Origin of the sequence: Glutamicibacter sp. V16R2B1 (genome assembly GCF_005774635.1) — a bacterium.
GTDB lineage: Bacteria > Actinomycetota > Actinomycetes > Actinomycetales > Micrococcaceae > Glutamicibacter > Glutamicibacter creatinolyticus.
This window is the reverse complement of the sequence record NZ_VATX01000009.1, coordinates 1-25,585: the sequence shown is the minus strand read 5'-3', so window position 1 is coordinate 25,585 and position 25,585 is coordinate 1. Positions and strand designations below refer to the sequence as shown.

Here is a 25,585-nt window from a genome sequence, read left to right as displayed (position 1 = left end):
CCGGCGGCGCTGCCCCGCCCGGCCCGGGCGTGGGAACACAAAAACCCCTTGCCATTCCATGTAAGAAGGAAGGCAAGGGGTTTTTCCCTGTGCGGATGGTAAGAGATTCGAACTCTTGGTACGGGGTTACCGCACACTGGTTTTCAAGACCAGCTCCTTCGGCCGCTCGGACAACCATCCAACCGGAACGAGTATACGCTATCGGCAAGACCTGAAAGGAATCGTTGACTATGTCCCACACCATGCAGGCCTACATTTACTCACAGCCCGGGGGACCGGAAGTTCTGGAGAAAGTCGAACGCGGCAAACCGGTGCCGGGGGCCGGGGAAGTGCTGATCAAGGTCGCTGCCTTTGGCCTGAATCGTGCCGACGTGCAGCAGCGGATCGGGGTCTACCCGCCGCCCCCAGGCGCCAGCGACATCCCGGGCCTGGAGGTGGCCGGCACCATCGAGGCGCTGGGCCCCGACGTGGAACGCTGGGCCACCGGAGACCGGGTCGCCGCGCTGCTGGCCTCCGGAGGCTACGCCGAATACGTGACCGCACCGGCCGAGGTGCTTTTCCCGGTTCCCCAGGACATGGACCTGAGCCAGGCCGCCGGGCTGCCGGAGGTCGCCTCGACCGTGGTCTCGAACATCTTCGACCAGGGCGAACTGCGCTCCGGGCAGACCATCCTGATCCACGGCGGCGCCGGCGGCATCGGCTCCATGGCGATCCAGCTGGCCAAGGCGGCGGGGGCACGGGTGCTGGTCACCGCCTCCAGCGCCCAAAAACTGGCCTACTGCACCGAACTGGGTGCGGATGCGGGAATCAACTACGCCACCGAGGACGTGCTCACCCGGGTCAAGGAACTGACCGAGGACACCGGGGTGGATCTCATCCTGGACGTAGTGGGCGCGAAGTACCTGGCCATGAACCTCAAGGCGCTCGCCGTGGGCGGACGGCTGGTGATCATTGGGCTGCAGGGTGGGCGCAAGGCCGAAGCCGACCTGGGGCTGATGCTCTCCAAGCGGCTGCGCATCATTGCCACCACGCTGCGTTCCCGACCGCTGGAGGAGAAGGCCGGGATCGTGCACCGCACCGTCCAGCGGCTTACCCCGCTGCTGCAGGACCGGTCACTGGAACTGAATGTGGAGCGCAGCTTTGGTTTTGACGAGCTGGCCGCCGCCCACGAGTACTTCGACTCCGGAGAGCACAAGGGAAAGATTGTCGTAACGCTGCACTAGGCCAGCGGCCCGGTGGGAGTAGTGTGGATTTGTTTACATCTGGGTGACCCGCTTCATAGCATGGGGTCACCCAGATCACGGGGCACATCATCACCGCACCCTCTCGAAAGGTAAGTTGCCATGAGTCGCAGTCATACATTGCCGCCGGCAGCGGTCGATCCGCAAGTGGCCGAGCGCGAGGAGAACCGCTGGACCCCGACGCGGATCATTATCTGGGTGGCGATCGCGCTGCTGGGGGCCGTGGCCTGGTCCGTCCTGGCCTTCTCCCGCGGCGAGACCATCAACGCCATCTGGTTCGTGTTCGCCGCGGTGGCCACCTACCTGATTGCCTACCGCTTCTACGCCAAGTTCATCGAACGCAAGATCGCCAAACCCGATGACCACCGCGCCACCCCGGCCGAATACCTGAACAACGGCCGGGACTTCGTGCCCACCGACCGCCGGGTGCTCTTTGGCCACCACTTTGCCGCGATCGCCGGCGCCGGTCCGCTGGTCGGCCCGGTGCTCGCCGCGCAGATGGGCTACCTGCCCGGAACCATCTGGATCATCGTTGGCGTGGTGCTGGCCGGAGCGGTGCAGGACTACCTGGTGCTGTTCTTCTCCATGCGCCGCGGCGGCCGCTCACTGGGCCAGATGGCCCGCGAGGAACTCGGCGTCATCGGCGGCACCGCCGCCCTGATCGCCACCCTGGCCATCATGATCATCATCGTCGCCATCCTGGCGCTGGTCGTGGTCAACGCGCTGGGTGAATCGGCCTGGGGCGTCTACTCGGTGGGCCTGACCATTCCGATCGCCCTGTTCATGGGCATCTACCTGCGCTTCATCCGCCCGGGCAAGGTGCTGGAAGTGTCCATCATCGGTTTCGTGCTGCTGATGTTCGCCATCATCTCCGGACGCTGGATCGCCGAAACCCCGTGGGGTGCCGAGTTCTTCCACATGGAACGCACCACCATCGCCTGGGCCATCATCATCTACGGCTTCATCGCCGCGATCCTCCCGGTCTGGCTGCTGCTGGCCCCGCGCGACTACCTGTCCACGTTCATGAAAATCGGTGTGATCGCCCTGCTGGCGATCGCGATCATTGTGGTGCGCCCGGAAATCAACGTCCCGGCGGTGTCCGAGTTTGCCTCCCGTTCCGATGGGCCGGTGGTGGCCGGCAGCCTGTTCCCGTTCCTGTTCGTCACCATTGCCTGTGGCGCGCTCTCCGGGTTCCACGCCCTGATCGCCTCGGGCACCACCCCGAAGCTGGTGGAGAAGGAAAAGCAGACCCGCTTCCTGGGCTACGGCGGCATGCTGATGGAATCCTTCGTGGCCATCATGGCCCTGGTCGCCGCAATCTCCATCGACCGCGGCATCTACTTCGCCATGAACGCCTCCTCCGCCGCCACCGGCGGCACCGTGGAAACCGCGGTGGCGTTCGTGAACTCGCTGGGGCTTTCCGGGGTGCATCTGGAGCCCGGAACGCTGACCGACCTGGCCAACCACGTCGGGGAGGAGTCGGTGGTTTCACGCACCGGCGGCGCCCCGACCCTGGCGGTGGGCATTGCCACGATCATGCACCAGTGGTTCGGCGGGACCGCGATGATGGGCTTCTGGTACCACTTCGCGATCATGTTCGAGGCCCTGTTCATCCTCACCGCGGTGGACGCCGGAACCCGTGTGGCCCGCTTCATGCTGCAGGACACCATCGGCAACTTCGTCCCGAAGTTCAAGGACACCTCGTGGCGTCCCGGGGCGTGGCTGTGTACCGCGATCATGGTCGCCGGCTGGGGGTACATCCTGATCCTCGGGGTCACCGACCCGCTGGGCGGGATCAACACATTCTTCCCGCTGTTTGGCATCTCCAACCAGCTGCTGGCGGCGATTGCCCTGGCGATCGTGATGACCATCGTGGCCAAGCGCGGAAACTTCAAGCACCTCTGGGTGGTCGTGCTGCCGCTGGCGTTCACCGTCGTGATCACGTTCGTTGCCAGCTGGCAGAAGATCTTCTCCACCGACGTGAAGGTCGGCTACTTCGCCAACCACAACGCCTACAAGGAAGCGTTGGCCAACGGGGAAACCAGCCTGGGCAGCACCAAGAGCGTGGAGGCCATGGAGGCGGTCGTGCGCAACACCGGCGTGCAGGGCTGGCTCTCGGTGGCGTTCCTGCTGCTTTCGGTCATCGTGATCGTAGCCGCGATCATCGCCACCGTGCGTGCCCGGAACCTCAACGCGGCCGATGACACCGAGGACCCGTACGTGGAATCCAAGATCTATGCACCGCAGGGCATTGTCTCCCTGGCGGCGGAGAAGGAACTGGAGGCGAAGTGGAAGGACTACCACGAGGCCACCGGCACCACCCCGGCCGCGGGGCACTAGGGGAGGGGAACATGGGATTCGTCCAGGGCCTGTCCAAGGCCAAGAAGTTCGTCGACGGGGTGTTGGGCGCCGACAAGTACCAGCACTACCTGGAACACCACCGGCGCCAGCATCCGGGCGAGGAACCGATGAACGAACGGGAGTTCTGGAAGAACTACACCGACTGGCAGGAGCGCAACCCGCAGGGACGCTGCTGCTAGGAACCCGGTCCGGGCACCCTAATCGCAGCGGGCAGTGGCCGCCGCATCCGTCACGGATGCGGCGGCCACTGCCGGTGGTGGGCTGGTCTGCGAATCCCGGTACTCTTAAACCGGTACCAGAGCACAGGAAGGCAACCACGAGCTCATGGCTTTCTTTTCCCGGCTGCGCCAAACCCGCGCCGCCAACCGCGACCTCGGGCAGGGGGTGTGGCGTCGCGCCCACGACCGGTTCAACCGTTCGCTGGACCGGGTGTTCCAGGTGGTGGAGGGAATCGGCAACGACGAGCTGCACAACCAGCTGATGGCTTGCGCCAATGAACTGGCCGACCTGCAGCCGCGGGTGCGCGTGGTGTGCACCCAGGCCCAGAAGCTGACTCCCAGTGAAGAAGAATTCGTGCCCGAACGCACCTTTGACGTGCACCGGGCCCTGACCAAGGCCGCCAATGACCTGGCCACCAGTGCCCAGGTGCTGGCGATGACCCGGCTGCAGGCCGAAGCCGGCAGCGATATCAGCAACTTCGCGGTGCGCACCCGCGTGCAAATCGTTGTCGAAGGAGTCCGGGCCGCTGAGGCAGCCCTGGAAAAAGTGCGCGACTGACCCGTTTTCCGGTTTCCCCGCACCCGGTGCGCACACTAGATTGGGAACATGAGTAGACAAGTTCCACAAGTCACGTTCCTGGACGGAAATTCCATTGACCAGCTGGGCTTCGGTGTCTGGCAGATTCCCGATGAGCAGGTTGCGCCGGTGCTCGCCGCGGCACTGAAGGCCGGTTACCGGCACATCGACACCGCTGCGATCTACGGCAACGAGGCAGGAGTGGGCCGCGCGATCGCAGAGAGCGGGCTGGAACGCTCGGAGCTGTTCATCACCACCAAGGTCTGGAACTCGGAGCAGGGCTACGACAAGACCCTGGCCGCCTTTGATGCCTCGCTGCAGAAGCTGGGCACCGACTATGTGGATCTGTACCTGATCCACTGGCTGCAGCCCAAGCGCCAACTGTACGTGGATACCTGGAAGGCCCTGGTCCAGCTGAAGGAATCGGGCCGGGCCCGCTCCATCGGCGTCGCCAACTTCACCATTGAGGCGCTCGAGGAGCTGCATGAAGCCACCGGTGTCCGCCCGGTGATCAACCAGGTCGAAACCCACCCGTACTTCCCGCAGCATGAACTGCGCGCCTACGAGAAGGAACACGGGATCATCCACGAATCCTGGTCGCCGCTGGGGCAGGGCGGCGAGCTGCTCAAGGACCCGGTGCTCGTTGAGATTGCCGAGAAGCACGCGGCCAGTACCGCCCAGGTCGTCATCGCCTGGCACCTGGCCTTGGGCAACGTGGTGATCCCCAAGTCGGTCACCGAATCGCGGATCGTTGAGAACTTCGCGGCGCTGGGTGTGAACCTGGACGCCGAGGACCTGGAAAAGATCGCCGGCCTGGACCGCGGGGCCGAAGGGCGAATCGCCTCGGATCCGGCAACCGCCGACTTCGCCTAGAACCCGCGTGGCACGGCGGCTGGCCCTGCCTCTGGTGGGGCCAGCCGCTGCGCTCTAGACTGGCGTTGTCCTTTCGCCGACGCAGATGGAGCGAACATGAGCGCAGAGCAGTTCCCCGAGCCCGTCATCGAGGATCACCCGCTGGTGCACCTGGCGCTGATCCGCAAGACCCTGGGGTTTGACGAGATTAGGGCGTTCTATGACGCCAGTTTTCCCCAATTGTTTGCCGCGTTGCAGGACAGCGGCCGCCGGCTGGTGGGCGCGCCGCTGGGTATTACCTACGGCACCCCTGGCCATCTGATTGACTTGGCCGTGGCGTTGCCGTTGGATGCCCCGCTGGGTTCCGTGCAACCCGTGGTGGGCGCAATCCTGCCGGCCGCCCGTACGGCCACCCTGGTGGTGCAGGGCGACTACGAACAGTTGGCAGCAGCGCACGCCCATCTGCGCCAATGGGTGCTGGAGCAGGGGCTGAACCCCGCCGAGGTGGCCTGGGAGCAGTACCTGACGCAGCCGAAACCGGACGCCGATCCAGCGCAGAACCTCACAAAGATCGGCCTGGTCTTGGCTGGTTGATCCGAACCCGGCATCATCCGGCGATATCCGTCGCTCCCTGAAACGGCCACCGGCGGCGTCGGCGTAGCCTTGCGGGTACGAAAAACGCCCTTGTCACAATCGCTGGCGATTCTGACAAGGGCGTCTGGCCGAGCCCCCTGCCGGATTTGAACCGGCGACCTGCTCTTTACGGTGCCTATCAACTGGGGTACTTCGTGAGGCCCCGAATGATGGGCCTAAACTAGTGATTGACTTGCCTGAACAGTGAATCTGAACAGTGAATCTGAACAGCGTAGAATGAAACTGAAAGAAACAGAAAATCACTGAGTGGTGGGACGCAAAACTGCCACCAGCTAAAGCGCTGATGGCAGTTTCTTCTGAACGCAGGCTACTTGATCTTCACGCTCGATGAGGTGCGTGATGTGGTTGTGTAGCCTGACTTCTTTCCGGTCACTTTGATAGAAATCTTCTTGCGGCGATCTGCCTTCTTCACCCTGTAAGAGGCCTTTGTTGCCCCCTTGATGCTTTTACCGTTGGCATGCCACTGGTAGCTCAGCTTGGTGCCTTTACTCCACTTGCCGGCAGTCACCTTGAAAGTCTTGCCAGCCTTTGGCTTGCCGAAAATCGATGGCTTGGCGGTCTTGAGCGCACCCGCGGCTACAGCCTTGGTCTGCGAAGAAGTCTTAGAAGTGGTTTTGTAGCCAGCTTTGGTTCCAGTGACTTTGACAGCTAGTTTCTTACGGCGGTCATCGGCCGACGGTGTGTAGGTGCTCTTAGTGGCCCCCTTGATGGTTTTGCCGTTGGCAGTCCACTGGTACTTTAAAGCGGCTCCGCCAGCCCACCTGCCGGTGGAAGTAGTCAGCTTTTTGCCTACCTGCGCGGTGCCAGCAATGGATGGCTTCGATGACTGCAATGTTGCAGGCGCTACCTTCACGCCCTTAGCTTTGATGACCGCTTTCTCATAGCCCACCTTGATGAACTTAGCTTCGACGGTGATCGTCTTGCCGACATGGTTCCTGTTCAGAAGCAAGGTGTCAGTGTTATCAGAGAGCTTCTTGCCGTCGGCATACCAGGTGTACTCAGTCTTGTGGCCGGATGGCCAGCCGGTCTCATAAGCCAAAAGCAGCTGCCCGTTTACGGGATCTCCTGAGATTGTCAGCTTTCCCTCGGAAACGGGAAGGCTAGAGATGATTACAGGTGCTGAAAGCTGAGTGTAGTAGGCTTTGCCGGCCCAGCCGTTCGCTTCGGAGCCGTGATCAGTGTACTTGCTCCTGACCTGAAGGGCTTTACCTGCGTCTTGCTTGTATAGTCGAATAGTCATCGTATTCGGGGTGGTCCGGCTGAGCTTGCCGTCCTTGAACCACTCTTGTTCCACATAGAGTCCGCGGACAAAATCGTACTCCGGCCGAGGCAGGGGCTGCATTCTGGCGGAGATCGTCTGGTTTACGGCGATCGTGCCTCGGATTGTCGGGGCTGGAACTTTAGACCAGTCGCCAACACCTGGGATTGGTGTTGGAGTGATAACAGGCTTCTCAACTGCGGGCTCTTCGACGACTTCGGCAAAGCTCGGTGCCGAACCGAGTATCAGGGCACTTGCAGTTAGCAGTGAGGTGGCTATCCGAAAAGTGCGCTTAGATCTCGAAATCATGAATACCCCAAAAAGATGCGATGACCAGAAACGGCTTAGGTTAAGCCTTTAATAATTTTACTCTGACCTTCCGACTTCTAAGTCCGACACCACATTTGTTTCTCACCTGACGTAGTGACAGGCTCCTGTCGCTGGTGCTCCCAATAATCGACGCGGAAAGTTCTCGCGCCATCTGGGGTGCATTGGGCAACGAAACGGCCCATGCTCTTTCAGATAAATTCTATTGACACGTTTTCGCAGGCGACTAGATAAGGCACAGCGAAACCATGAGGATATTCAAGAAACCACCAGCTGGTTCAGCTCGAGATCGTCGGATCGTTGCCGAAGTCGACGCAAATTTGAGCGGTGAGCCCCGGGAGAGTTCGAAGGAGATTGCGCAGGACATCTTGAGAGTGCATGAGCTGAAATATTCTCAGCCGGAGCCACTGCGGAAGCGCGTCCAGATTGTTAATCTCCTCATGCCGAAGCAGCGCTAGATTTGTGCGACCAATCTTCAAAGATGCGAGTTTAATGCGATCTAGGCCCCGAATTAGCCTATTAGTCCCACGGGAACCTGTTATTCAGGTGCTCAGAAGTTACAAAAAATCCCGGAATCATGCGGATGCACAACTCCGGGATCTTTTCCCATCGAGCCCCCTGCCGGATTTGAACCGGCGACCTGCTCTTTACGAGGGAGCTGCTCTACCCCTGAGCTAAGGAGGCCAAGTGCCACTAGGGCACCAAGTCACTTTATCCGAGTCGCTCTTGGCTCGTCAAAACGCGAGGGCGGCTGGCCGCGTCCTAGCATTTGGTTCCGTCTTCGGGAACCTGTCCATCAATCAGGTACCCGTCCACGGCTTGGGTCACACAGTCATTCGAGCGGCCGTAGGCGGTGTGGCCGTGGCCCTCATAGGTCAGCAGCACCCCACCCTGCAGCTGCTTGGCCAGTGATTCCGACCAGTGGTATGGGGTGGCCGGGTCGCCGGTGGTTCCGATCACCAGAATGTCCCCGGCGCCGTCGGCATGCAGCTCGCCGGGAACCCGGGTCGGCTCGAACGGCCAATCCTCACACCCCAGGGCACCGTAGGAGAGGTACTTGCCCATGATGGGAGCCTGGCGCTGCAGTTCGCTGGCCTCGGCCTCCATCCGCGCCTCGGCCGCGTCCATCGGGTAGTCCAGGCAGGTCACCGCGCCGAAGGCCTCGGTGGTGTTGCCCGTGTAGTTCCCCTCCTCGTCGCGGCCGGCGGACAGGTCGGCGAAGTACTGGATCTGATCCACGTCGCCCTCCAACGCGTCGGCCATCGCCGAGCTGAGCATCGGCCAGGAGGTTGACTCGTAGAGCGGGATGATGAAGCCGTTGATGAAGTCGATGACCGGTACCTTGCGCCCGTCGCTGGCCACCATGGGCTTGGCCTCAAGCTTCTTGAAGAAGTCCTGCAGCTGCTTGTAGGCGTCCTCCGCGGTGCCGGTGAACGGGCAGTCTCCGCTTTCCACGCAGTCTTCCAGCCAGGCCTTGATTTCCTTTTCGAAGCCGACCGCCTGGGCCAGGTCCACCTGGCTGGAGGTGCTCTTTGGATCCATGGCCCCATCCAGCACCATCCGCCCGGCGTGCCCCGGGAACAGGTCGGCGTAGGTGGCGCCGAGGAAGGTGCCGTAGGAGAAGCCCAGGTAGTCCAGCTGCTCATCACCCAGGGCCTCGCGGATGATGTCCATGTCCTTGGCCGCGCTGGCGGTATCCACGTGGCCCAGCAGCTCACCGGTCTTTTCCAGGCAGGAGTCGGCGTACTTCTTGGACTCGGCTCGGATTTCCTCGCGTTCGGCGGGAACCCAGCTGCGCTGGTTCTGCTGGCGCAGTTCGTCCTGTTCGGCGTCGTCCAGGCAGGTGACCGGGGTGCTCTTGCCCACCCCGCGCGGGTCGAAGCCGATGACGTTGTATTCGCGCTGCAGTTCCTTGCTGAACATCAGCGGCACCGAGGACTTGACCAGGTCCAGCCCCGAGCCGCCCGGGCCGCCGGGGTTGACCAGCAGGTTCTTTTCGCTGCCCTGGGCGACGCGGCGGTTCAGTGCCAGGTCGATGGAGCCATCCTGCGGGTTCTCATAGTCCAGCGGCACCTTCAGGGTGGCGCATTCGATGACGCTGCCGCACTTTTCCCACTGCAGCTGCTGCTCGTAGTAGCTCTGCAGCCCCTGGGCCACCGGCTCCGGTTCGGCGCGTTGTTCCGTGGGGGCCGAGCAGCCGCTGACCAGCAGTGCGAGCACCGCGCTGAAGGCCGCGGCGGGGAGCCACCGGCGGTGGCGTGGACGTACGGACACGTGTCACTCCTTGGGTTGGTGAGCGCCGCAGCGCTGGAAAACTATCGTCGGACCGGTTGCAGCAGGGTGGACATCAGTGCCTCCAGGGCCAGCAGCGGGGTGACGTTGGCGGCCAGGCGGCGGCGGGTTTCGTTGATCGCGTCGATCTGGGCGAGGGTTTTCTCGCTGGGCTGGGCAGCGGCGTAGGCGCTGATCTCTTTGCGCCGGTGCTCATTGATCAGCTCCACCCGGGTGCCCAGCTGCAGGGTAAGCACGTCACGGAAAAAAGTGGTCAGGTCGATCAGGGTGCGGTCCAAAGAATCGAAGGTGGCGCGGCGGGAGAAGCGCTTGGCGTCCTCCTCCAGCTGCTTGAAGGCCCCCCGCAGGCCCGGCGGGATGGTTTCCTCCTCGCCCAGCCCGTTCGCGTGGCGCAGCGCCGCGGTGCGTTCGGCCAATGAGGCGCCGGTGGTCGCCTCGGCGTGGTCGGTCGCCAGGGACACCACCTGGGCGGCGGCCGCCATCGCCTGGGGCAGGGTGCGCAGGCGCAGCGGCAGGCTGATGACCTCCTCGCGCCGGGAGCGGGCCTGTTCGTCCCGGGCCAGCATCCGGGCCACCCCAATGTGGGATTGGGAGACGCGGGCGGCGAAGTGGGCCTGCTCCTGGCTCAGCCCGTCCCGGCGCACCAGCAGATCGGCGACCTCATCCACGGAGGGGATGGACAGATTCACCGCGCGGCAGCGGGAGCGGATGGTGACCAGCACATCGGCGGGGGAGGGGGCGCACAGGAACCACAGGGTGCGTGCTGGCGGCTCCTCGATGGCCTTGAGCAGCACATTGGTGGTGCGCTCGGTCATCCGGTCCGCGTCCTCAATGATGATGATCCGCCAGCGCCCGGCCCGCGCGCTTTCCTGGGCGCGGGCGATCAGCTGGCGCACGTCCTCGATCTGGTAGGCGACCTTGTGGGTGGAGATGAAGTCCACATCCGGGTGGGTGCCCTCCAGGACCTGCACGCAGGCGGTGCACTGCCCGCAACCGGCCGGTTGGCGCTCGCACTGCAGGGCCGCGGCGAAGGCCCGGGCCGCGGTGGTGCGCCCGGAACCCGGCGGGCCGGTGAACAGCCAGGCGTGGGTGGGCGCGCCCAGTTCAATCTGGCGCTCGAGCACCTGAATGATGCGCTGCTGTCCGGCCAGCTCGGCAAAGACCGGGCGCATCAGAGCATCGCCTGCACTCGGTTCAGGATCTGGCGGTGCAGCTGTTCGGCGCCGGTGGTGGCGTCAAGGACCAGGTAGCGTTCGGGGGCCGCGCCGGCCAGGGCCAGGAAGCCCTGGCGGATGCGTTCGTGGAAGTCATCGGGTTCGGCTTCCAGCCGGTCGGCGTCCTCCACCCCGCCCCCGGCGGTGACCCGGCGGGCCCGGCCGTCGGCCGCGGAGATGTCCAGCAGGATCGTCAGGTCCGGGACCAGCCCGTCGGTGGCGAACCGGTTCACGGCCGCCACCTGCTCGAACCCCAGACCGCGCCCAATGCCCTGGTAGGCCAGGGAGGAATCCACGAAGCGGTCGGTGACCACGTGGGTGCCCGAACGCAGGTGCGGCAGGATGAACTGGTTGACGTGGGCGGCGCGGGCCGCGGCGTACATCAGCGCCTCGGTGCGTTCATCGATCTGCCCGTGCCCGTGCTCGAGCACCAGGGAGCGCAGCTTCTCCCCGATGTCGGTGCCGCCCGGTTCCCGGGTGATGACCACCGGGGCGCCGCCGCGGGCCAGGGCCTGGTGCAGCAGGCGCAGCTGGGTGGACTTGCCGGCGCCGTCACCGCCTTCAAAGGCAAGGAACAGGCCACGCGCGGAACTGGGGGATGCGGTACTCACCCGTCTAGCCTAACGAAGATCGGGGCGCGGATTGCCCGGCTGGCCGCAGAAGTCGTCACGCTCACTGTGCCCGGCGGTGAAACATGCTGCAATGCTGCTGCTTCGCTTCCCGGCCCGGGCGTAATCTTGGCGCTATGAGCCCAACCAAGACCCCGCACACCGACCCCGAACAGTGGAGCGCCCACACCCTGGCGGTGGCCGGCGCCCGGCCCGAGGCCGTGAACAACGCCCCGGTGAACCATCCGGTGACCTTCACCTCCACCTTCCATTCACAGGCGGTGGCCGGCAGCGGCGACCGGGTCTACGCCCGCTTCGCGAACCCCAGCTGGGACGGGTTTGAGCAGCTGCTGGGCCAGCTGGAGCTTTCCACGCTCCCGGCGCTGGTCTACTCCTCCGGGATGGCGGCGATCGCTGCGGCCCTGTCACTGGTTCCGCGCGGGGGCACCCTGGTGCTGCCGCGGCACTCCTACAACGGTTCGCTCTCGCTGCTGGCCCAGATGGAGGCGGCCGGGGACGTGGTGGTACGCCCGATCGACATCACCGACACCGCCGCCGGCATCGCGGCGCTGCAGGGCGCCGATGCGCTGTGGCTCGAGTCCCCGACCAACCCGATGCTGGAGGTGGCCGAGCTGCCCGTGCTGCTGGCCGCCGCGGCCGAGCACGGTGTGCTCAGCCTGGTGGACAACACGTTCGCCACCCCGCTGCTGCAGCGCCCGCTGGGCCTGGGCGCGGACGTGGTGGTGCATTCGGTGACCAAGTCGCTCTCCGGACATTCCGATGTGGTCCTTGGCGCGGCGGTGACCTCCAACCCGCAGCTGCGGGAGAAGCTGCACGCCTACCGCACCCTGCACGGGGCGATCGCCTCACCCATGGACGTGTTCCTGGCGCTGCGCGGGATGCGCACGCTCTCGGTGCGCCTGGAACGGGCCCAGTCCAACGCCCAGTTCCTGGCCGAACAGCTAGAGGCCCACCCGGCGGTCGGCGCCGTGCGCTACCCCGGCCTGCCCGGGGATCCGGGCCATGGACGGGCCCGGGAGCAAATGGACGGGTTCGGGTCGATCATTGCCCTGGAGGTCGGTGCCGATGCCCCTGCCGCCGACCGGGTGATCGCGGCGCTGCGCCTGATTACCCCGGCCACTTCGCTGGGCGGGGTGGAAACCCTGGCCGAGCGCCGGGCCCGGCACGCCTCCGAGCCGGCCAGCGTGCCGCCGAACCTGATCCGGCTCTCGGTGGGCATCGAGGATCCGCAGGATCTGTGGCGGGACCTGAGCCAGGCGCTGGGGAGCCTGGAAGGCTGAGCCCGCCGCCGTCGGCTGGCTGGTCGGGGTGCCGGTGCGCCAAATGTGTCGTTGCCAATGTGTCCCGGCGCGGGGCCGCGCGGGTAGGCTGGAAACATGCAACTAGCACGCACCATCGAATTCTTTCTGATGTATGCCCTGTCCCTGGTGATCGCGGTCCTGGCGCTGTGGGCGCTGATTGACGCAGTGCGCCACCCCGGGGACCGCTTTGTGGCCGAGGGCAAGCGCACCAAGGGGTTCTGGATGGCGTTGACCGGCGGCAGTGCCTTCATCGCCGTGCTTTCCGTGCTGCCCAACGCGGCCGCGCTCGGCGGCGGATTCCTGCAGCTGATTGCCGCCTGCATCTGCTGCGTCTACCTGGCCGACGTGCGCCCGGCGCTCTCCGGTCGCGGAGGCAACTGGTACAACTACTAACCCGCCGGTCCCTGCGCCCGTTCCGAGGGATGGGCCGGGAGCACCGAGGGGTGACCAACGCCCAGGGTGGGTGCAATGAACCACCGGGGCACGAACCTGCAACGCTAAGATGGGAATCATGAGCCATACTTTGATTTTGCTGCGCCACGGGCAGAGTGAATGGAACGAGAAGAACCTGTTCACCGGGTGGTATGACGTCTCGCTGACCGAGAAGGGCCGCGCCGAGGCCGTGCGCGGCGGCCAGCTGATGGACGAGGCCGGCTACAAGCCGCAGGTCCTGCATACCTCCCTGCTGACCCGTGCCATCGTCACCGCCAACCTGGCGCTGGAGGCCTCCGGGCGTTCCTGGATTCCGGTGCACCGCAGCTGGCGCCTGAACGAACGCCACTATGGGGCGCTGCAGGGCAAGGACAAGGCGCAGACCCTGGCCGAATTCGGCGAGGAGCAGTTCATGCAGTGGCGCCGCAGCTACGACACCCCGCCGCCGGCGCTGGCCGACGACTCGCAGTTCAGCCAGGTCGGCGACGAGCGCTACGCCTCGCTGGGTGATGACGCCCCGCGCACCGAATGCCTCAAGGACGTGCTTGAGCGCATGCTGCCGTACTGGGAGGACTCCATCAAGCCGGATCTGACCGCGGGCAAGACCGTGCTGGTCGCCGCGCACGGCAACTCGCTGCGCGCCCTGGTCAAGCACCTGGACGGCATCAGCGACGAGGACATCGCCGGGCTGAACATTCCCACCGGCATCCCGCTGGTCTACGAACTGGACGAGAACTTCACCCCGGTCACCGCCGGGGGCACCTACCTGGATCCCGAAGCCGCCGCCGAGGCCATCAAGGCAGTGGCCAACCAGGGCCGCAAGTAGGTTCCACGCACTGTAAGACGTGCCACGACCGAAGCGTGAAAGCGCTTCCGACGTGGCACGTCTTTTGCCGTTCCAGTGCCGGCGGGGCCATGGTTGACAGGCTGTGAGCGAAACCTCCCTCCACGATTGTGTTTTTGTCTCATCTATGCTGTAATCTCCTATCTCGAACAGCACAATGGCTCACGTTAGGAATGCAATTCGTGGCAACTGATTACGATGAGGTCCGCCCGGATGTAGCCGAGGCACGTAAGGCTTCACTGGATGCGGTCAAGTCCGCAAACGCCCCCGACGCCAAGAGCGTCGTGCGCGAACTCGACGAAACCGACCACACCGACGGTTTGGAACTGCCCGGTGCTGACTTGTCGAACGAGGAGCTGACCGTCACGGTCGTTCCCGCCAAGGACGACGAGTTCATCTGTGGCTCGTGCTTCCTGGTCCGTCACCGCTCGCAGCTGGTGCGCGAGGAAGGCAACATCGGATTCTGCGTCGAGTGCGAAGGCTAATAGCCGCACTTTTACCAGCTTTCTTCAATCGGCATGTTTCGAAGACCACTTCGAGACATGCCGATGGTGTTTAACGGCCCGGCCGTGCGGGTTCGCGCTCAGCGGGGCAGCCCACCGCGGTCCAGCTGTTCCAGCAGGCGCGGCCGGTTCGCATGGCGGATGCGCACCTGGGCAATGAACTTCCGTGCCCGCGCCGTCTCACCGGTTTTTGCCGCCAGTTCCAGCAATTGGCGCAGCTGGTCGGCGACCTGCGGGTACATGCGCCGGTCGGCATGCAGCAGCTTGGCTTCCACGCTTGATTCCAGCAGGGGCACGGCCCGTTCGGGGGCGAATGGGACAACGGCGCTGATCACCTGATCCAGCAGCGCGTGGCCCGGTTCCTCCAGGCGTCCCAGCTCATCGCAGGCCCGTGCCGGGTCCTGCAGCACCTGCAGGCCAAAACGCACCGCGTCCCGCGGGGAATCGGCGCGCAGGCGCTCAAAGACCATCTGCTCATGTTCCGGCCACTGACCGGCGCCGAGCCGGTAGATTTGTTCGGCCAGCTCATAGCCGCCGTAGCGGTGGAAAAGCTGCAGCCGGGCAGCCAGGGAGCGTTCGGGTTCCAGCCGGTCCAGCAGCTGCAGCCACAAGCGCAGGGCCCCGGCGCGCGGCCGGGATCCGTCGGGCAGATCAACGTGCACGGCGCGGTGGGCGTAGTTCAGTGCGGCACCGGCCAGGCCGGCCTCGTCCAGGGCCTGCGCAATGAGCAGCGGATCTCGGCTTGGCCCGCCATGGCTTTGGACTATCGCCGAGGCGTCGGCTTCCAGGACTGCCAGACGTTGGCGGTTGTACTGCGCCACCCGCTGCACCTGCAGCAGGCGGTCAGCCGCGGCCGCCGGTTGCCGGGAAGCCTGGGCCTGCAGGGACTGCAGGGCACGCTGCAGCCGCTGCTTGTATTGGTTGAGCGCCGGGCCGGGCAGCAGCGCGAGGTAGGCGAAGACGTCCGGCTGCCAGTTCGCCGGGGGCCGACGCAGCTGCTGCTGGAGCAGCCATGGCACCAAGTCGGCAGCCGGGACTCCTGCCTGCACGGCGGCCCGGGCGTGCAGCGGGGCCAGTTCCTGCAGAGCCATCTGGATCAGCCCGTAGTCATCCCCGGAGCGGGCCAGCTCTGCGGTGAGCAGGTCGATGGCCTGGGTGCAGGTTTGGTACACCGGCAGCGCGGGCCCCTCCTGCAGCATTGCGGCCAGCTGCTCGGCGGCATCCAGCAGATCCAGTTCCAGGTCCTGCAGCCACTGACGTGCCGCCGGCCCGCGGGGCGCTGCCGCGGCCCGGCGCAGGTCGAAGCAGTCACGCAGCTGGGCAAGGTCCTGGTCCAGGGCGCTGACCGGGGTGCGGGCCACGGAGTGTGTCCGGGCCATGCTCAGGCCGAGAGTTCGGTGTGCAGCTCGAGCAGTTCGTTGGTGATTTGGGCGAAGACGGACGCGGGGGCCTCGGGTAGCTGGGAGGCCTCGTTGATTTGGCTCAGGGCCTGTTCGGTCAGGTCCCGGGCGTTCTCGCGGTGTCCGCGGTTGGCCAGCGCGCGCAGCAGGGTGATGCCTTCACGGGCTTCGGCTGCGATGCCCTCCGGTTCCCGCAGGGCCGGGCTGATTCCGTCAAAGGTGAAATGCAGCAGGATTCGGGAGAACAGTTCCATCTCTGATTCGTTGCTCATCAATACTCCTTGGCGCAGGCTAGGTCCGTCTCCAGTATGTCATTGACCCGGCGGGCGGCGGCGATGCGCAAATGCCACGGTCCGGCATCCCGTTGGGGAGATGCCGGACCGTGGCATGGTGCTGTCTTGCGTGCCGGGTGGAACCTAGCCCTGGGGCTCCCACTCGCCGGTGACCAGGTAGGTGACCTTGCGTGCCACCGAGACGCCGTGATCACCAAAGCGTTCCAGGTAGCGGCTGGTCAGCGACACGTCCACGGTGGTGGGGGCGTCCTCCTGCCAGCTTTCCTCGGCAATGATCTGGAAGACCGAGGAGTGCAGCTTGTCCAGTTCGCGGTTCAGCTCAATGATCTGGCTGGCGATGGCCAGGTCGCGGGTGTCCAGCAGCCGGCCCAGTTCCCGGGCAATGCGGATGTCCAGCTGGGCCATCTTGCTGAAGGTCTCGGAAATTGCCGAGGGCACCGCCCGCTTGGGGAAGCGCAGGCGCGCCAGCTGGGCCAGGTGCCGGGCCAGGTCGCCCATCCGCTCCAGCGAGGCGCTCATGCGCAGCGAACCGACAATCATGCGCAGGTCGCTGGCTACCGGCCCCTGCAGGGCCAGGGTGTCAATGGCCCGCTCATCGAGCTGGGTCTGCAGGAAGTCAATCTTCGCGTCTTCGGCAATGACCTCCTGGGCCAGGTCCACATCCGCGTTGGCCAGCGAGTCCCATGCGCGTTCCATCGCCTCGGCCACCCGCTGTGACATCTCAATGAGGTCTTCGCCGATCTGCTGCAGATCAGCCTGAAATACTTTGCGCACTCGCGTACGTCCTTTCGGGTCCTAGGCGTTCCAGCCCGTTTTCGGGCATGGCGGAGGGATCGTGAACAAGCCTGACAGCACCAGCTTAACTGTGCAGGAGCCAAAGGTGAACGTTTGGTGAACACCACACCCGAAGCGGGAAATCCGGCGACATCCGGCGCTTCACCACCGGTTAATGCCGATACCCTGAAGGGGTGAACGAAGTCTTTCCAACCCTGATCGCCGGCCTGATCGGCCTGGCCCTCGGTGTTGTCGGCGTCCTGGCATACTTTTTCGCCCAACGCCGTTCGGCCCAGCTGCCGGCCGTGGATGAACCGACGCTGCCCGAGGGGGCCGCCGCGGTGCTCTCGGTGATCGGCCGCGCCTTCGTGGTGCTTGATGACGTTGACGGGGTGGTGCGCGCCAACCCGGCCGCCTACGCCTATGGGCTGGTGCGCGGACACACCCTGGTTCACGAACAGTTGGCCAACATGGTGCGCCGGGTCCGTGATGACGGGGTGATCACCGAAAGCCAGTTTGAGCTGCAGCGCGGGGCCATGGGTCCAGGAGCGCTGGTGGTGCACACCCGGGTGGCACCGCTGGGGGAGGAGTACATCCTGCTGCTGGCCGATGACCGCACCGAGATCACCCGCACCGAGGCGATGCGCAACGACTTCGTGGCCAACGTGTCCCACGAACTGAAGACCCCGGTCGGGGCGATTTCCCTGCTCGCCGAGGCGATCGAGGACGGAGCCGACGACCCGGTGGCGGTGCGCCGCTTCACCGGTCGGCTGCACAAGGAATCCTCCCGGCTCTCAGCACTGGTGCAGGACATTATCGAGCTCTCCCGGCTGCAAAGCAGCGACGCAATCGTGCACGGGGAGCAGGTGCAGGTGGCCGCCGTGGTGGCCGAGGCGGTGGACCGCAACAAGCTGCTGGCCGAGGAACGCAACATCACGATCTCGGTGGGCGGCCAGGTTCAGGCCCCCGTGCACGGGGACGGGGACCTGCTGATGACCGCGCTGCGCAATCTGATCGACAACGCCATCCGCTACTCCCCGGAGCACAGCGCCGTCGGGGTGGGGCTGCGCGAGCGGGACGGGTTCGCCCTGATCTCCGTGACCGACCAGGGCCCGGGCATCTCCGCGGAGGAGCAGGAACGGGTGTTCGAACGCTTCTACCGGGTGGATTCGGCCCGTTCCCGCCAGACCGGGGGCACCGGGCTGGGGCTGAGCATCGTCAAGCACGTGCTGGCCAACCACGGCGGGGAGGTCTCGCTGTGGTCCCAGGAGGGACAGGGATCAACGTTCACCCTGCGCATCCCGACCTTGGATGAGCAGGATCTTGATTTGGAGGAGCCGGTTGTGCGCTCCGCCAGTGGAACTAGCGCGACCGCCGAGGGCGGGCGTGAAGGAGGAAACCGATGACCCGGATTTTGATCGTCGAGGATGAGGAGTCGCTGTCCGACCCGCTCTCCTACCTGCTGGAGCGTGAGGGCTTCGAGGTACGCATCGCCGATGACGGGATCACCGCGGTTACCGAATTTGAGCGTCACGGGGCGGACCTGGTCCTGCTGGACCTGATGCTCCCGGGGCAGCCGGGAACCGAGGTGATCCGCCAGATCCGGGCCACCAGCCAGGTGCCGGTGATCATGCTGACCGCCAAGGACTCGGAGATCGACAAGGTGGTGGGCCTGGAACTGGGGGCCGATGACTATGTCACCAAACCCTATTCCTCGCGCGAGCTGCTGGCCCGGATCCGGGCCGTGCTGCGCCGCCAGGGCGAAAGCGAGGAGCTGCTGACCAACGTGGTCACCGCCGGGCCGGTGCGCATGGATGTGGAACGCCACGTGGTGTCCGTGAACAACGAGGAAATCGCGATGCCGCTCAAGGAATTCGAACTGCTGGAAATGCTGCTGCGCAACGCCGGACGGGTGCTCACCCGCGGCCAGCTGATCGACCGGGTGTGGGGCAGCGACTACGTGGGCGACACCAAGACCCTGGACGTGCACGTCAAGCGGTTGCGTTCGAAGATTGAGACGGACCCGGCCGCCCCGGCGCACCTGGTGACGGTGCGTGGACTGGGCTACAAGTTCACGGTGTAAACCCGACCGCCCGGGTGGATCCGCAGCATTGGGCCGTCGGCACAAGGTGCCGGCGGCCCAATGCCGTGCAAGGGCCCTGGCGCGCTCGGGCAGCGCACCGTCGCTGCCCACCGGGGGCAAGCCCGAACCCGTGAGCTATGCGCCGCTGGGTGCCGCACGCATTAAAGCGAAGGACCGGCGCACCTGCCCCTTGCTGGGGTGGTGTGCCGGTCCTTCGGTTGGTCGTCCGGGCCTGCCGCCTAGTGGCTGCCGCCGTGCTCCGGCTGCTCGCTCGGGGTCAGGTGGTCGGTGGTCGACTGCTCGAAGCCGCCGGGAACGAATTCGCGGTACTCCTTCAGGGTGCCGTCCACAACCGGAATGCTGGTCTCCACGCTTTCACCCTCGGTGCTCAGGGTGGCTTCGGCGTGCTCACCGGGGGCCACGTTCAGCCCGTCCACGACGAATTCCTTGGATTCAAGCTTCACAGTGCCCGAGGCGTCGACCGGAATCTTCACGGCGCTGGCGTTGCCAGCCTTGACGCTCAGGGTCAGGGAGCTGTCCGAGTTGTTGACAACGCTGCCAATCAGGCGGGCTTCCTGGTGCTCGGCATTGGTCACCAGCAGCAGGTTGCGGACCTTGGCGTCGGCGACATCGGCAATGATGCCATCGCTCGGGGCATAGTTGGTGGTGGTTTCCTGCTGGTTAATGGCGCCACAGCCAGTGACACCCAGTGCCAACCCGGCCAGGGCGAGGGACGCGGCGATACGGCGTCCAGCGGTCATGCGTGCGGTGATCACGACACAAACTCCTCGATGAGAATAGTGAGTTGCATGGTTTCGTGGTGCACTTTCGGGGTTCTGCAATTTTCGAAACAGGCCACACGAAGTCCACGACTATTACCTAGCCTAACGGTTTAAGCTTGAAAAGCGTGATTTGGCGAGCTGTAACACTGGACAACCCCGACGGTGGGAAAGGGGCTTGGGTTGTCCGTTGGACTCTGAACTACTTTCTTCATACCACGTTTCTCCCCCGTTTGGAAGAGTGAAAACCGCATGAATTCGCGGTTATTGGGGCATAGGTAACAGCGGCCAAAAAACCGGTCGTGGTAGACTAGTACGTGGGAAAGGGGTTTATCCACATGGTTTTTGAGGTTGGCGAGACTGTAGTCTACCCGCACCACGGCGCGGCAATGATCGAAGAGATCAAGATGCGCAAGATCAAGGGCGAAGAGAAAATGTATCTCAAGCTCAAGGTGGCGCAGGGTGACCTGACCATCGAGGTCCCGGCCGAGAACGTTGACTTGGTTGGAGTGCGTGACGTGGTCGGTCAGGAAGGCTTGGACCATGTGTTCGAGGTCCTTCGTGCTGAATTTACCGAGGAGCCGACCAACTGGTCGCGCCGCTACAAGGCAAACTTGGAAAAGCTTGCCTCCGGTGATGTCATCAAGGTGGCAGAGGTCGTGCGTGACCTGTGGCGCCGTGAGAACGACCGCGGCCTGTCCGCGGGCGAGAAGCGCATGCTGTCCAAGGCGCGCCAGGTGCTGATCAGCGAATTGGCGCTGGCCAAGGACCTGGACGAAACCAAGGCCGAAGGGCTCTTGGATGAGGTTTTGGCTTCCCACTAGGTCAGTGGGCACACCGGGGCGCGAACCCCGGCTGAGAATCATCGACCGTGGTCGGTTACTACAGGTAACCAACCACGGTTCTCTCGTTTAACCAGCAGCGCGCGGCCTCGTGGCGCCGGGGCACAGTAGGCTGGAAGACGTGAATGAACACCCCAACGTTGATGCCGCGCTGATCCTGGTCGCGGCCGGCAGCGGCACCCGCCTGGGTGCCGGAATCCCCAAGGCGCTGGTGACCATCGAGGGCCGCAGCCTGCTGCAGCACTGCCTGGACCGGGCCACGCAGGTAGCCGAGCTGGCGCAGATCGTGGTCGTGGTTCCCCCCGCCGATGAGCTGCTGGCCGAACAGGCCCGGCCGTACGCCCCCGGGGTCAGCTGCGTGCCCGGCGGCGCGACGCGAGCCGAATCCGTGGGCGCCGGCCTTGTAGCGGTCGACCAGCGCCTGACCCGGATCCTGGTCCATGATGTGGCGCGCGCGCTGACACCGCCGGACACCTTCGAACGGGTCCTGCAGACTCTGGCGGATCCACAGCGTCCGGCCGTCATCCCCGCCCTGCCGGTCACCGACACCATTTCCGTGATCGAGCAGACCAGCGGGTCCGATACGGTGCGCGACACACCGGCCCGCGCCAGCTTGCGTGCCGTTCAGACCCCACAGGGGTTCCACGCGCCCGTCCTGCGGGCCGCGCATGCCGCGCTGCGCGAAGCCAGCGACGCCCAGCGTGAGGCGGTCACCGATGACGCCTCCCTGGTCCGCGCCCAGGGACATTCGGTGACAGTCATCGCCGGGGACCAGCGGGCGCTGAAAATCACCCATCCACAGGACATTCACGCCGCACGGACAATTCTGCGGGACGACACGGAGGAAGACGCAATGGACCAGTCGCTGATCCCACGCATCGGCAACGCCATCGATGTGCACGCGGTGAGCAAGGATCCGCAGCGTCCCATGTGGCTGGCTGGACTGCTGTTTGCCGATGACGTGGGACTCGACGGGCACTCCGATGGCGACGCGGTGGCCCACGCCGCCTGCGACGCCCTGTTTTCCGCCGCCGGAATCGGGGACCTGGGCACACACTTCGGGGTGGACCGGCCGGAGATGGCGGGAGCCAGCGGCACCACGCTGCTGGCCGAGGCCGCCCGGATCGTGCGCGCTGCCGGCTATCAGATCGGCAACGTCTCCGTACAGTTCGTTGGACGCCGTCCGCGCTTCGCCGCTCGCCGCGAGGAAGCCAACCAGGTGCTCAGCGACGCGGCGCAAGCCTCGGTCACCGTCACCGCCACCACCAGCGATGGCCTGGGGTACGAAGGGGAGGGCGCCGGAATCACCGCCTACGCCACCGCCCTGGTCTATCGCCGCGACTAGCGCCCCGGCAGCCGGGATCGCCAGCCGGCGGGCGACACCGAGGGGATTTGCGCCACCTGCCGCCCCTGAACCGCGGGCTTTCGGATAACCTTAATGCTGTGAGCCTGCGATTCTACGACACCAAATCAGCGTCCGTGCGAGACTTCCAGCCCATCACCGAGGGCGAGGTCAAGCTGTACTACTGTGGCGCCACCGTGCAGGGGATGCCGCACGTGGGGCACGTTCGCAGCGCAATTGTCTTTGACATCCTCACCCGCTGGCTGGAATACCGCGGCTTCGCGGTGACCACCGTACGCAACGTCACCGACATCGACGACAAGATCCTGGAAAAGTCCGCCGCGTCCTTCGCGCCGGACTTCGCCGCCGATCAGTACTACCGTCCCCGTGAACAGTGGTTCGCCCTGGCCTACCGTTTCGAGCAGGAGTTCGCCCGGGCCTACGAGACCCTGGGGGTACGCCGTCCCACCTACGAGCCGCGGGCGACCGGGCACGTGCCGGAAATGCATGAGCTGATCGAACTGCTGATCGAGCGGGGACACGCCTACCCGGCCAGCGACGGGTCCGGCGACGTGTACTTCGACGTGCGTTCCTTCCCCGAGTACGGGGCACTGACCCGCCAGAAGGTCGATGACATGCAGGAAGCGGCCGACGCCGACCCGCGCGGCAAGCGCGACCCGCGCGACTTTGCGTTGTGGAAGGGGCACAAGGACAGCGACCCGCTGACTGCCTCCTGGCCCAGCCCCTGGGGCCGCGGGCGTCCGGGCTGGCACCTGGAGTGCTCCGCCATGGCCGGCAAGTACCTGGGCGAACACTTCGACATCCACGGCGGCGGGCTGGACCTGCGCTTCCCACACCACGAAAACGAGCTGGCCCAGTCCGCGGCGGCCGGCCACGGATTCGCGAACTTCTGGATGCACAACGGCATGGTCACCTACCAGGGCGAGAAGATGTCCAAATCCGTGGGCAACACCATTTCCCCACACCAGATGCTGGAGCAGGCAACCCCGCGGGTGGTGCGCTACTTCCTGGGACAGGCGCAGTACCGCTCGCAGCTGGACTACCGTCCGGATTCGCTGACCGAGGCCGCGGCGGCGGTCGAGCGCATTGACACCTTCATCGCCAACGCCCGCTACCGGCTGGAGGCTGCGGCCGGGACCGCCAACGCCGTCCTGGACTCCCAGTCCGGAACGGTGCCCGAGGCCTTCGGGGCGGCGATGGATGATGACCTGAACGTCCCCCAGGCCCTGGCGGCACTGCACGAGACCGTGCGTGAGGGCAACGCGGCGCTGGACAACCACGATGAGGCCACGGTGGCCCGGGCACTTAGCCAGGTACTGGCCATGGTCCGGGTGCTGGGTCTGGATGACGCCACCGAACCGGAGACCACCGGCACCAGCGCCGAATACCAGGTGCTCGACCAGATGATCCAGGCGCAGCTGGCCGAACGCGCCGAGGCCCGCGCGGCCAAGGACTGGGCCCGTTCGGACCAGATCCGTGACGCCCTGGCCTCGCTGGGCATCAGCGTCGTCGACTCCGCCGACGGGGTGCGCTGGACCCTGGAGAAATAACAGGCAAGGCCCCACACCATCGGCGCCCCGGCGCCCGGCAACCAACCACAGATTTTTGAACTAAAGGAAACCGCGAGTATGAGCACACCAAAGGATCGGCCAGGAGCCGTTCGCAAGAACAAGAAGGGCCCGACCAAGGGCAGCGGCGGCAAGGGCCGCAAGTCCCTGGAAGGCCGCGGACCGACCCCGAAGGCCGAGGACCGGCCGTACCACAAGGCCTACCGCAGCAAGCAGCTGGCCGAACGCTCCCAGGCCAAGCGTCCGACCACCCGCCGTCCGCGGGTGAACGCGGAGATGGTGACCGGACGCAACTCGGTGGTGGAGGCGTTGCGCGCCGGCATCCCGGCCAAGGCCCTGCACATTGCGGTGCGCATTGACGTTGATGACCGGGTGCGTGAATCCCTGAAGCTCGCCGCCGAACAAGGCATCCCGGTCATGGAAGCCAGCCGAGTGGAGCTGGATCGGATGACCGATGACGCCATCCACCAGGGCCTGGCCCTGCAGGTTCCGCCTTATGAGTACCAGGACGCGGTGGAACTGACCACCAAGGTCGCCCGGGACTACGAGAAGGGCTACGAGCGCAACCTGCCGTTGTTCCTGGCCCTGGACGGAATCACCGACCCCCGCAACCTGGGTGCCATCATCCGTTCGGCCTCGGCCTTCAGCGCCCAGGCTGTCATTGTTCCCGAACGCCGCAGCGTGGGCGTCACCGCTTCGGCCTGGAAGACCAGCGCCGGCGCCGCCGTGCGCGTGCCCGTCGCCAAGGCCAGCAACCTGACCAGTGCCCTGAAGGAGATGAAGGCCGCGGGTATCTTCGTCATCGGCCTGGACGCCGGGGGAGATGTCGAGCTTCCGAACCTGGAACTGGCCACCGAACCGCTGTGCATCGTGATCGGTTCCGAAGGCAAGGGACTGTCGCGACTGGTTCGTGAAACCTGCGACGCTATCGTCTCGATTCCGATCTCTTCGGCCATGGAGTCCCTGAACGCCTCGATGGCGGCCGGCATCGCACTCTACGAAGTAGCGCGGCGACGCCAGGATGCCGGCCAGTAGAACGGGCCTCTGATCGGCCAAACGTCGGCGCAGTCCAACGCAAAGGCAGAACCCGACAAAGAGCGGGCCGGAGATATCCGGCCCGCTCTTTGCGCTCTCCCCGCATGCGAGACGTGGTTCACAACAACCGATTCGACGCTCTTTACGAAGGGCGAAGGCGAAAGCGGGGTGAAGTTCCCCGAGAATCCGGGCGAGAAACGGGTGCAGGAAACCGCGGCAGAACGTTTTGCGTTCATCGAAATTTCGTGTAGAGTTAGTACCCGCGCCGCTCGAACAGAACGGTTTGAACCGAAGAAGTTTAGGCGCGAGATCAAATCACCGAGTTGACAAAGATCAGCCAAGTGGTAAGATTGAAAAGTTGCTCCGGAGCGAAGCGGCCAGCCAGATGATGGTGGTTCGTGGTGTCGGAAGCGCTTGTTGTTTGAGAACTCAATAGTGTGCCAAGTTTGTTGATACCAAATTATTTTTGTTTGGTGAATACGAAACATTTATTTGCTTGATCGCCCGCACCCCCGTGTGTGGTGGTTGAGTGTTTTTTATTCGCCGGGATTGCATCATTGGCTGCCGTGTGGTGGTTGGTGGTGTGCTTTTCTTGTTTTTTATGGAGAGTTTGATCCTGGCTCAGGATGAACGCTGGCGGCGTGCTTAACACATGCAAGTCGAACGATGATGCTGGTGCTTGCACTGGTGGATTAGTGGCGAACGGGTGCGTAACACGTGAGTAACCTGACCATGACTTCGGGAT

General features: G+C 64.8%; 24 protein-coding genes, 2 tRNA genes and 1 rRNA gene. 17 read left to right on the top strand and 10 right to left on the bottom strand.

Annotated elements, in window-relative coordinates; translation table 11 throughout:
* Nucleotides 1-92 precede the first annotated feature (92 nt).
* Nucleotides 93-180, bottom strand: a tRNA-Ser gene (locus tag FDN03_RS05705).
* A gap of 62 nt (nucleotides 181-242) precedes the next feature.
* Here FDN03_RS05705 and FDN03_RS05700 point away from each other — a divergent pair.
* The 6 genes from FDN03_RS05700 to FDN03_RS05675 all read left to right on the top strand — a co-directional run bounded on the left by FDN03_RS05700 (nucleotide 243) and on the right by FDN03_RS05675 (nucleotide 5,843).
* A complete protein-coding gene (locus FDN03_RS05700; RefSeq protein ID WP_138175179.1) occupies nucleotides 243-1,223 on the top strand; it encodes an NAD(P)H-quinone oxidoreductase in 981 nt (326 codons plus the stop codon).
* A 120-nt stretch (nucleotides 1,224-1,343) separates the two neighbouring features.
* Entirely contained in the window at nucleotides 1,344-3,581 is a 2,238-nt protein-coding gene (locus tag FDN03_RS05695) for a carbon starvation CstA family protein (RefSeq protein ID WP_138174948.1), read from the top strand.
* Between the two features lie 11 nt (nucleotides 3,582-3,592).
* Entirely contained in the window at nucleotides 3,593-3,781 is a 189-nt protein-coding gene (locus FDN03_RS05690) for a YbdD/YjiX family protein (RefSeq protein WP_138174946.1), read from the top strand.
* Nucleotides 3,782-3,926: 145 nt separating this feature from the next.
* Nucleotides 3,927-4,379: a hypothetical protein gene (locus tag FDN03_RS05685; protein WP_138174944.1), complete on the top strand. Its 453-nt coding sequence runs from the start codon at nucleotides 3,927-3,929 to the stop codon at nucleotides 4,377-4,379.
* A gap of 48 nt (nucleotides 4,380-4,427) precedes the next feature.
* Nucleotides 4,428-5,270: an aldo/keto reductase gene (locus FDN03_RS05680; protein WP_138174942.1), complete on the top strand. Its 843-nt coding sequence runs from the start codon at nucleotides 4,428-4,430 to the stop codon at nucleotides 5,268-5,270.
* A 96-nt stretch (nucleotides 5,271-5,366) separates the two neighbouring features.
* Nucleotides 5,367-5,843: a GyrI-like domain-containing protein gene (locus FDN03_RS05675; protein ID WP_138174940.1), complete on the top strand. Its 477-nt coding sequence runs from the start codon at nucleotides 5,367-5,369 to the stop codon at nucleotides 5,841-5,843.
* Nucleotides 5,844-6,210: 367 nt separating this feature from the next.
* Here FDN03_RS05675 and FDN03_RS05670 read toward each other — a convergent pair whose 3' ends face one another.
* From FDN03_RS05670 to tmk, 5 genes are all read right to left on the bottom strand, one after another.
* Nucleotides 6,211-7,470 carry a hypothetical protein gene (locus FDN03_RS05670; RefSeq protein WP_138174938.1) on the bottom strand — a complete coding sequence of 420 codons (1,260 nt, stop codon included), beginning with the start codon at nucleotides 7,468-7,470 and terminating at the stop codon, nucleotides 6,211-6,213.
* 630 nt (nucleotides 7,471-8,100) lie between these two features.
* Nucleotides 8,101-8,172 (bottom strand) — tRNA-Thr (locus FDN03_RS05665).
* A gap of 78 nt (nucleotides 8,173-8,250) precedes the next feature.
* Nucleotides 8,251-9,762 carry an alpha/beta hydrolase gene (locus FDN03_RS05660; RefSeq protein WP_138174936.1) on the bottom strand — a complete coding sequence of 504 codons (1,512 nt, stop codon included), beginning with the start codon at nucleotides 9,760-9,762 and terminating at the stop codon, nucleotides 8,251-8,253.
* 41 nt (nucleotides 9,763-9,803) lie between these two features.
* Nucleotides 9,804-10,952: a DNA polymerase III subunit delta' gene (locus tag FDN03_RS05655; RefSeq protein WP_138174934.1), complete on the bottom strand. Its 1,149-nt coding sequence runs from the start codon at nucleotides 10,950-10,952 to the stop codon at nucleotides 9,804-9,806.
* Nucleotides 10,952-11,605 (bottom strand): dTMP kinase, encoded by a 654-nt coding sequence (gene tmk, locus FDN03_RS05650; RefSeq protein WP_138174932.1) that lies wholly within the window; start codon nucleotides 11,603-11,605, stop codon nucleotides 10,952-10,954. Before tmk ends, FDN03_RS05655 begins: the two co-directional genes overlap by 1 nt.
* Before the next feature lie 134 nt (nucleotides 11,606-11,739).
* Here tmk and FDN03_RS05645 point away from each other — a divergent pair, with 134 nt between their 5' ends.
* The 4 genes from FDN03_RS05645 (at nucleotide 11,740) to FDN03_RS05630 (ending at nucleotide 14,685) form a co-directional block, all read left to right on the top strand.
* A complete protein-coding gene (locus tag FDN03_RS05645) occupies nucleotides 11,740-12,903 on the top strand; it encodes a PLP-dependent transferase (RefSeq protein WP_138174930.1) in 1,164 nt (387 codons plus the stop codon).
* A gap of 96 nt (nucleotides 12,904-12,999) precedes the next feature.
* The gene (locus FDN03_RS05640; protein WP_054821668.1) at nucleotides 13,000-13,317 is read left to right on the top strand and encodes a DUF2516 family protein; all 318 of its coding nucleotides are present in this window, start codon (nucleotides 13,000-13,002) and stop codon (nucleotides 13,315-13,317) included.
* Nucleotides 13,318-13,435: 118 nt separating this feature from the next.
* The gene (locus FDN03_RS05635; RefSeq protein ID WP_212743868.1) at nucleotides 13,436-14,182 is read left to right on the top strand and encodes a phosphoglyceromutase; all 747 of its coding nucleotides are present in this window, start codon (nucleotides 13,436-13,438) and stop codon (nucleotides 14,180-14,182) included.
* Nucleotides 14,183-14,382: 200 nt separating this feature from the next.
* Nucleotides 14,383-14,685 carry a DUF4193 domain-containing protein gene (locus FDN03_RS05630; RefSeq protein ID WP_054821669.1) on the top strand — a complete coding sequence of 101 codons (303 nt, stop codon included), beginning with the start codon at nucleotides 14,383-14,385 and terminating at the stop codon, nucleotides 14,683-14,685.
* Between the two features lie 98 nt (nucleotides 14,686-14,783).
* Here FDN03_RS05630 and FDN03_RS05625 read toward each other — a convergent pair whose 3' ends face one another.
* The 3 genes from FDN03_RS05625 to phoU all read right to left on the bottom strand — a co-directional run bounded on the left by FDN03_RS05625 (nucleotide 14,784) and on the right by phoU (nucleotide 17,170).
* Complete coding sequence (locus tag FDN03_RS05625) at nucleotides 14,784-16,082, bottom strand: hypothetical protein (protein ID WP_138174928.1); 1,299 nt, start codon at nucleotides 16,080-16,082, stop codon at nucleotides 14,784-14,786.
* Nucleotides 16,083-16,084: 2 nt separating this feature from the next.
* Nucleotides 16,085-16,375 (bottom strand): hypothetical protein, encoded by a 291-nt coding sequence (locus FDN03_RS05620; protein ID WP_138174926.1) that lies wholly within the window; start codon nucleotides 16,373-16,375, stop codon nucleotides 16,085-16,087.
* 144 nt (nucleotides 16,376-16,519) lie between these two features.
* On the bottom strand, nucleotides 16,520-17,170 hold the full coding sequence (phoU, locus tag FDN03_RS05615) for a phosphate signaling complex protein PhoU (RefSeq protein WP_138174924.1): 651 nt from the start codon (nucleotides 17,168-17,170) through the stop codon (nucleotides 16,520-16,522).
* A 194-nt stretch (nucleotides 17,171-17,364) separates the two neighbouring features.
* Between phoU and FDN03_RS05610 the strand changes: the two genes are divergently transcribed.
* Both FDN03_RS05610 and FDN03_RS05605 read left to right on the top strand, forming a co-directional pair.
* Complete coding sequence (locus FDN03_RS05610) at nucleotides 17,365-18,576, top strand: ATP-binding protein (RefSeq protein ID WP_138174922.1); 1,212 nt, start codon at nucleotides 17,365-17,367, stop codon at nucleotides 18,574-18,576.
* On the top strand, nucleotides 18,573-19,253 hold the full coding sequence (locus FDN03_RS05605) for a response regulator transcription factor (protein ID WP_138174920.1): 681 nt from the start codon (nucleotides 18,573-18,575) through the stop codon (nucleotides 19,251-19,253). Before FDN03_RS05610 ends, FDN03_RS05605 begins: the two co-directional genes overlap by 4 nt.
* A gap of 239 nt (nucleotides 19,254-19,492) precedes the next feature.
* Here the strand turns inward: FDN03_RS05605 and FDN03_RS05600 are convergent, their stop codons facing one another.
* Nucleotides 19,493-20,029: a hypothetical protein gene (locus FDN03_RS05600; RefSeq protein ID WP_054821814.1), complete on the bottom strand. Its 537-nt coding sequence runs from the start codon at nucleotides 20,027-20,029 to the stop codon at nucleotides 19,493-19,495.
* A gap of 341 nt (nucleotides 20,030-20,370) precedes the next feature.
* On the opposite strand from FDN03_RS05600, the gene FDN03_RS05595 reads away from it, so the two are divergent.
* The 5 genes from FDN03_RS05595 to FDN03_RS05575 form a co-directional block, all read left to right on the top strand.
* Nucleotides 20,371-20,856 carry a CarD family transcriptional regulator gene (locus tag FDN03_RS05595; protein ID WP_054821813.1) on the top strand — a complete coding sequence of 162 codons (486 nt, stop codon included), beginning with the start codon at nucleotides 20,371-20,373 and terminating at the stop codon, nucleotides 20,854-20,856.
* Nucleotides 20,857-20,995: 139 nt separating this feature from the next.
* Nucleotides 20,996-22,219 (top strand): 2-C-methyl-D-erythritol 4-phosphate cytidylyltransferase, encoded by a 1,224-nt coding sequence (ispD, locus tag FDN03_RS05590; RefSeq protein WP_138174918.1) that lies wholly within the window; start codon nucleotides 20,996-20,998, stop codon nucleotides 22,217-22,219.
* Nucleotides 22,220-22,317: 98 nt separating this feature from the next.
* Nucleotides 22,318-23,787, top strand: coding sequence for a cysteine--tRNA ligase (cysS, locus tag FDN03_RS05585; RefSeq protein WP_138174916.1), 1,470 nt, complete (start codon nucleotides 22,318-22,320; stop codon nucleotides 23,785-23,787).
* A 78-nt stretch (nucleotides 23,788-23,865) separates the two neighbouring features.
* The gene (gene rlmB / locus FDN03_RS05580; RefSeq protein ID WP_138174914.1) at nucleotides 23,866-24,840 is read left to right on the top strand and encodes a 23S rRNA (guanosine(2251)-2'-O)-methyltransferase RlmB; all 975 of its coding nucleotides are present in this window, start codon (nucleotides 23,866-23,868) and stop codon (nucleotides 24,838-24,840) included.
* Between the two features lie 598 nt (nucleotides 24,841-25,438).
* Nucleotides 25,439-25,585: ribosomal RNA gene (locus tag FDN03_RS05575) — 16S ribosomal RNA — on the top strand; the annotation flags it as partial.

What these genes read in the sequence shown, in the direction of transcription:
- FDN03_RS05700 (WP_138175179.1), top strand. Translation starts at nt 243, where the DNA reads ATGCAGGCCTACATTTACTCACAGCCCGGGGGACCGGAAGTTCTGGAG.
- FDN03_RS05695 (WP_138174948.1), top strand. Translation starts at nt 1,344, where the DNA reads ATGAGTCGCAGTCATACATTGCCGCCGGCAGCGGTCGATCCGCAAGTG.
- FDN03_RS05690 (WP_138174946.1), top strand. Translation starts at nt 3,593, where the DNA reads ATGGGATTCGTCCAGGGCCTGTCCAAGGCCAAGAAGTTCGTCGACGGG.
- FDN03_RS05685 (WP_138174944.1), top strand. Translation starts at nt 3,927, where the DNA reads ATGGCTTTCTTTTCCCGGCTGCGCCAAACCCGCGCCGCCAACCGCGAC.
- FDN03_RS05680 (WP_138174942.1), top strand. Translation starts at nt 4,428, where the DNA reads ATGAGTAGACAAGTTCCACAAGTCACGTTCCTGGACGGAAATTCCATT.
- FDN03_RS05675 (WP_138174940.1), top strand. Translation starts at nt 5,367, where the DNA reads ATGAGCGCAGAGCAGTTCCCCGAGCCCGTCATCGAGGATCACCCGCTG.
- FDN03_RS05670 (WP_138174938.1), bottom strand. Translation starts at nt 7,470, where the DNA reads ATGATTTCGAGATCTAAGCGCACTTTTCGGATAGCCACCTCACTGCTA.
- FDN03_RS05655 (WP_138174934.1), bottom strand. Translation starts at nt 10,952, where the DNA reads ATGCGCCCGGTCTTTGCCGAGCTGGCCGGACAGCAGCGCATCATTCAG.
- FDN03_RS05645 (WP_138174930.1), top strand. Translation starts at nt 11,740, where the DNA reads ATGAGCCCAACCAAGACCCCGCACACCGACCCCGAACAGTGGAGCGCC.
- FDN03_RS05640 (WP_054821668.1), top strand. Translation starts at nt 13,000, where the DNA reads ATGCAACTAGCACGCACCATCGAATTCTTTCTGATGTATGCCCTGTCC.
- FDN03_RS05635 (WP_212743868.1), top strand. Translation starts at nt 13,436, where the DNA reads ATGAGCCATACTTTGATTTTGCTGCGCCACGGGCAGAGTGAATGGAAC.
- FDN03_RS05625 (WP_138174928.1), bottom strand. Translation starts at nt 16,082, where the DNA reads ATGGCCCGGACACACTCCGTGGCCCGCACCCCGGTCAGCGCCCTGGAC.
- FDN03_RS05620 (WP_138174926.1), bottom strand. Translation starts at nt 16,375, where the DNA reads ATGAGCAACGAATCAGAGATGGAACTGTTCTCCCGAATCCTGCTGCAT.
- FDN03_RS05605 (WP_138174920.1), top strand. Translation starts at nt 18,573, where the DNA reads ATGACCCGGATTTTGATCGTCGAGGATGAGGAGTCGCTGTCCGACCCG.
- FDN03_RS05595 (WP_054821813.1), top strand. Translation starts at nt 20,371, where the DNA reads ATGGTTTTTGAGGTTGGCGAGACTGTAGTCTACCCGCACCACGGCGCG.
- rlmB (WP_138174914.1), top strand. Translation starts at nt 23,866, where the DNA reads ATGAGCACACCAAAGGATCGGCCAGGAGCCGTTCGCAAGAACAAGAAG.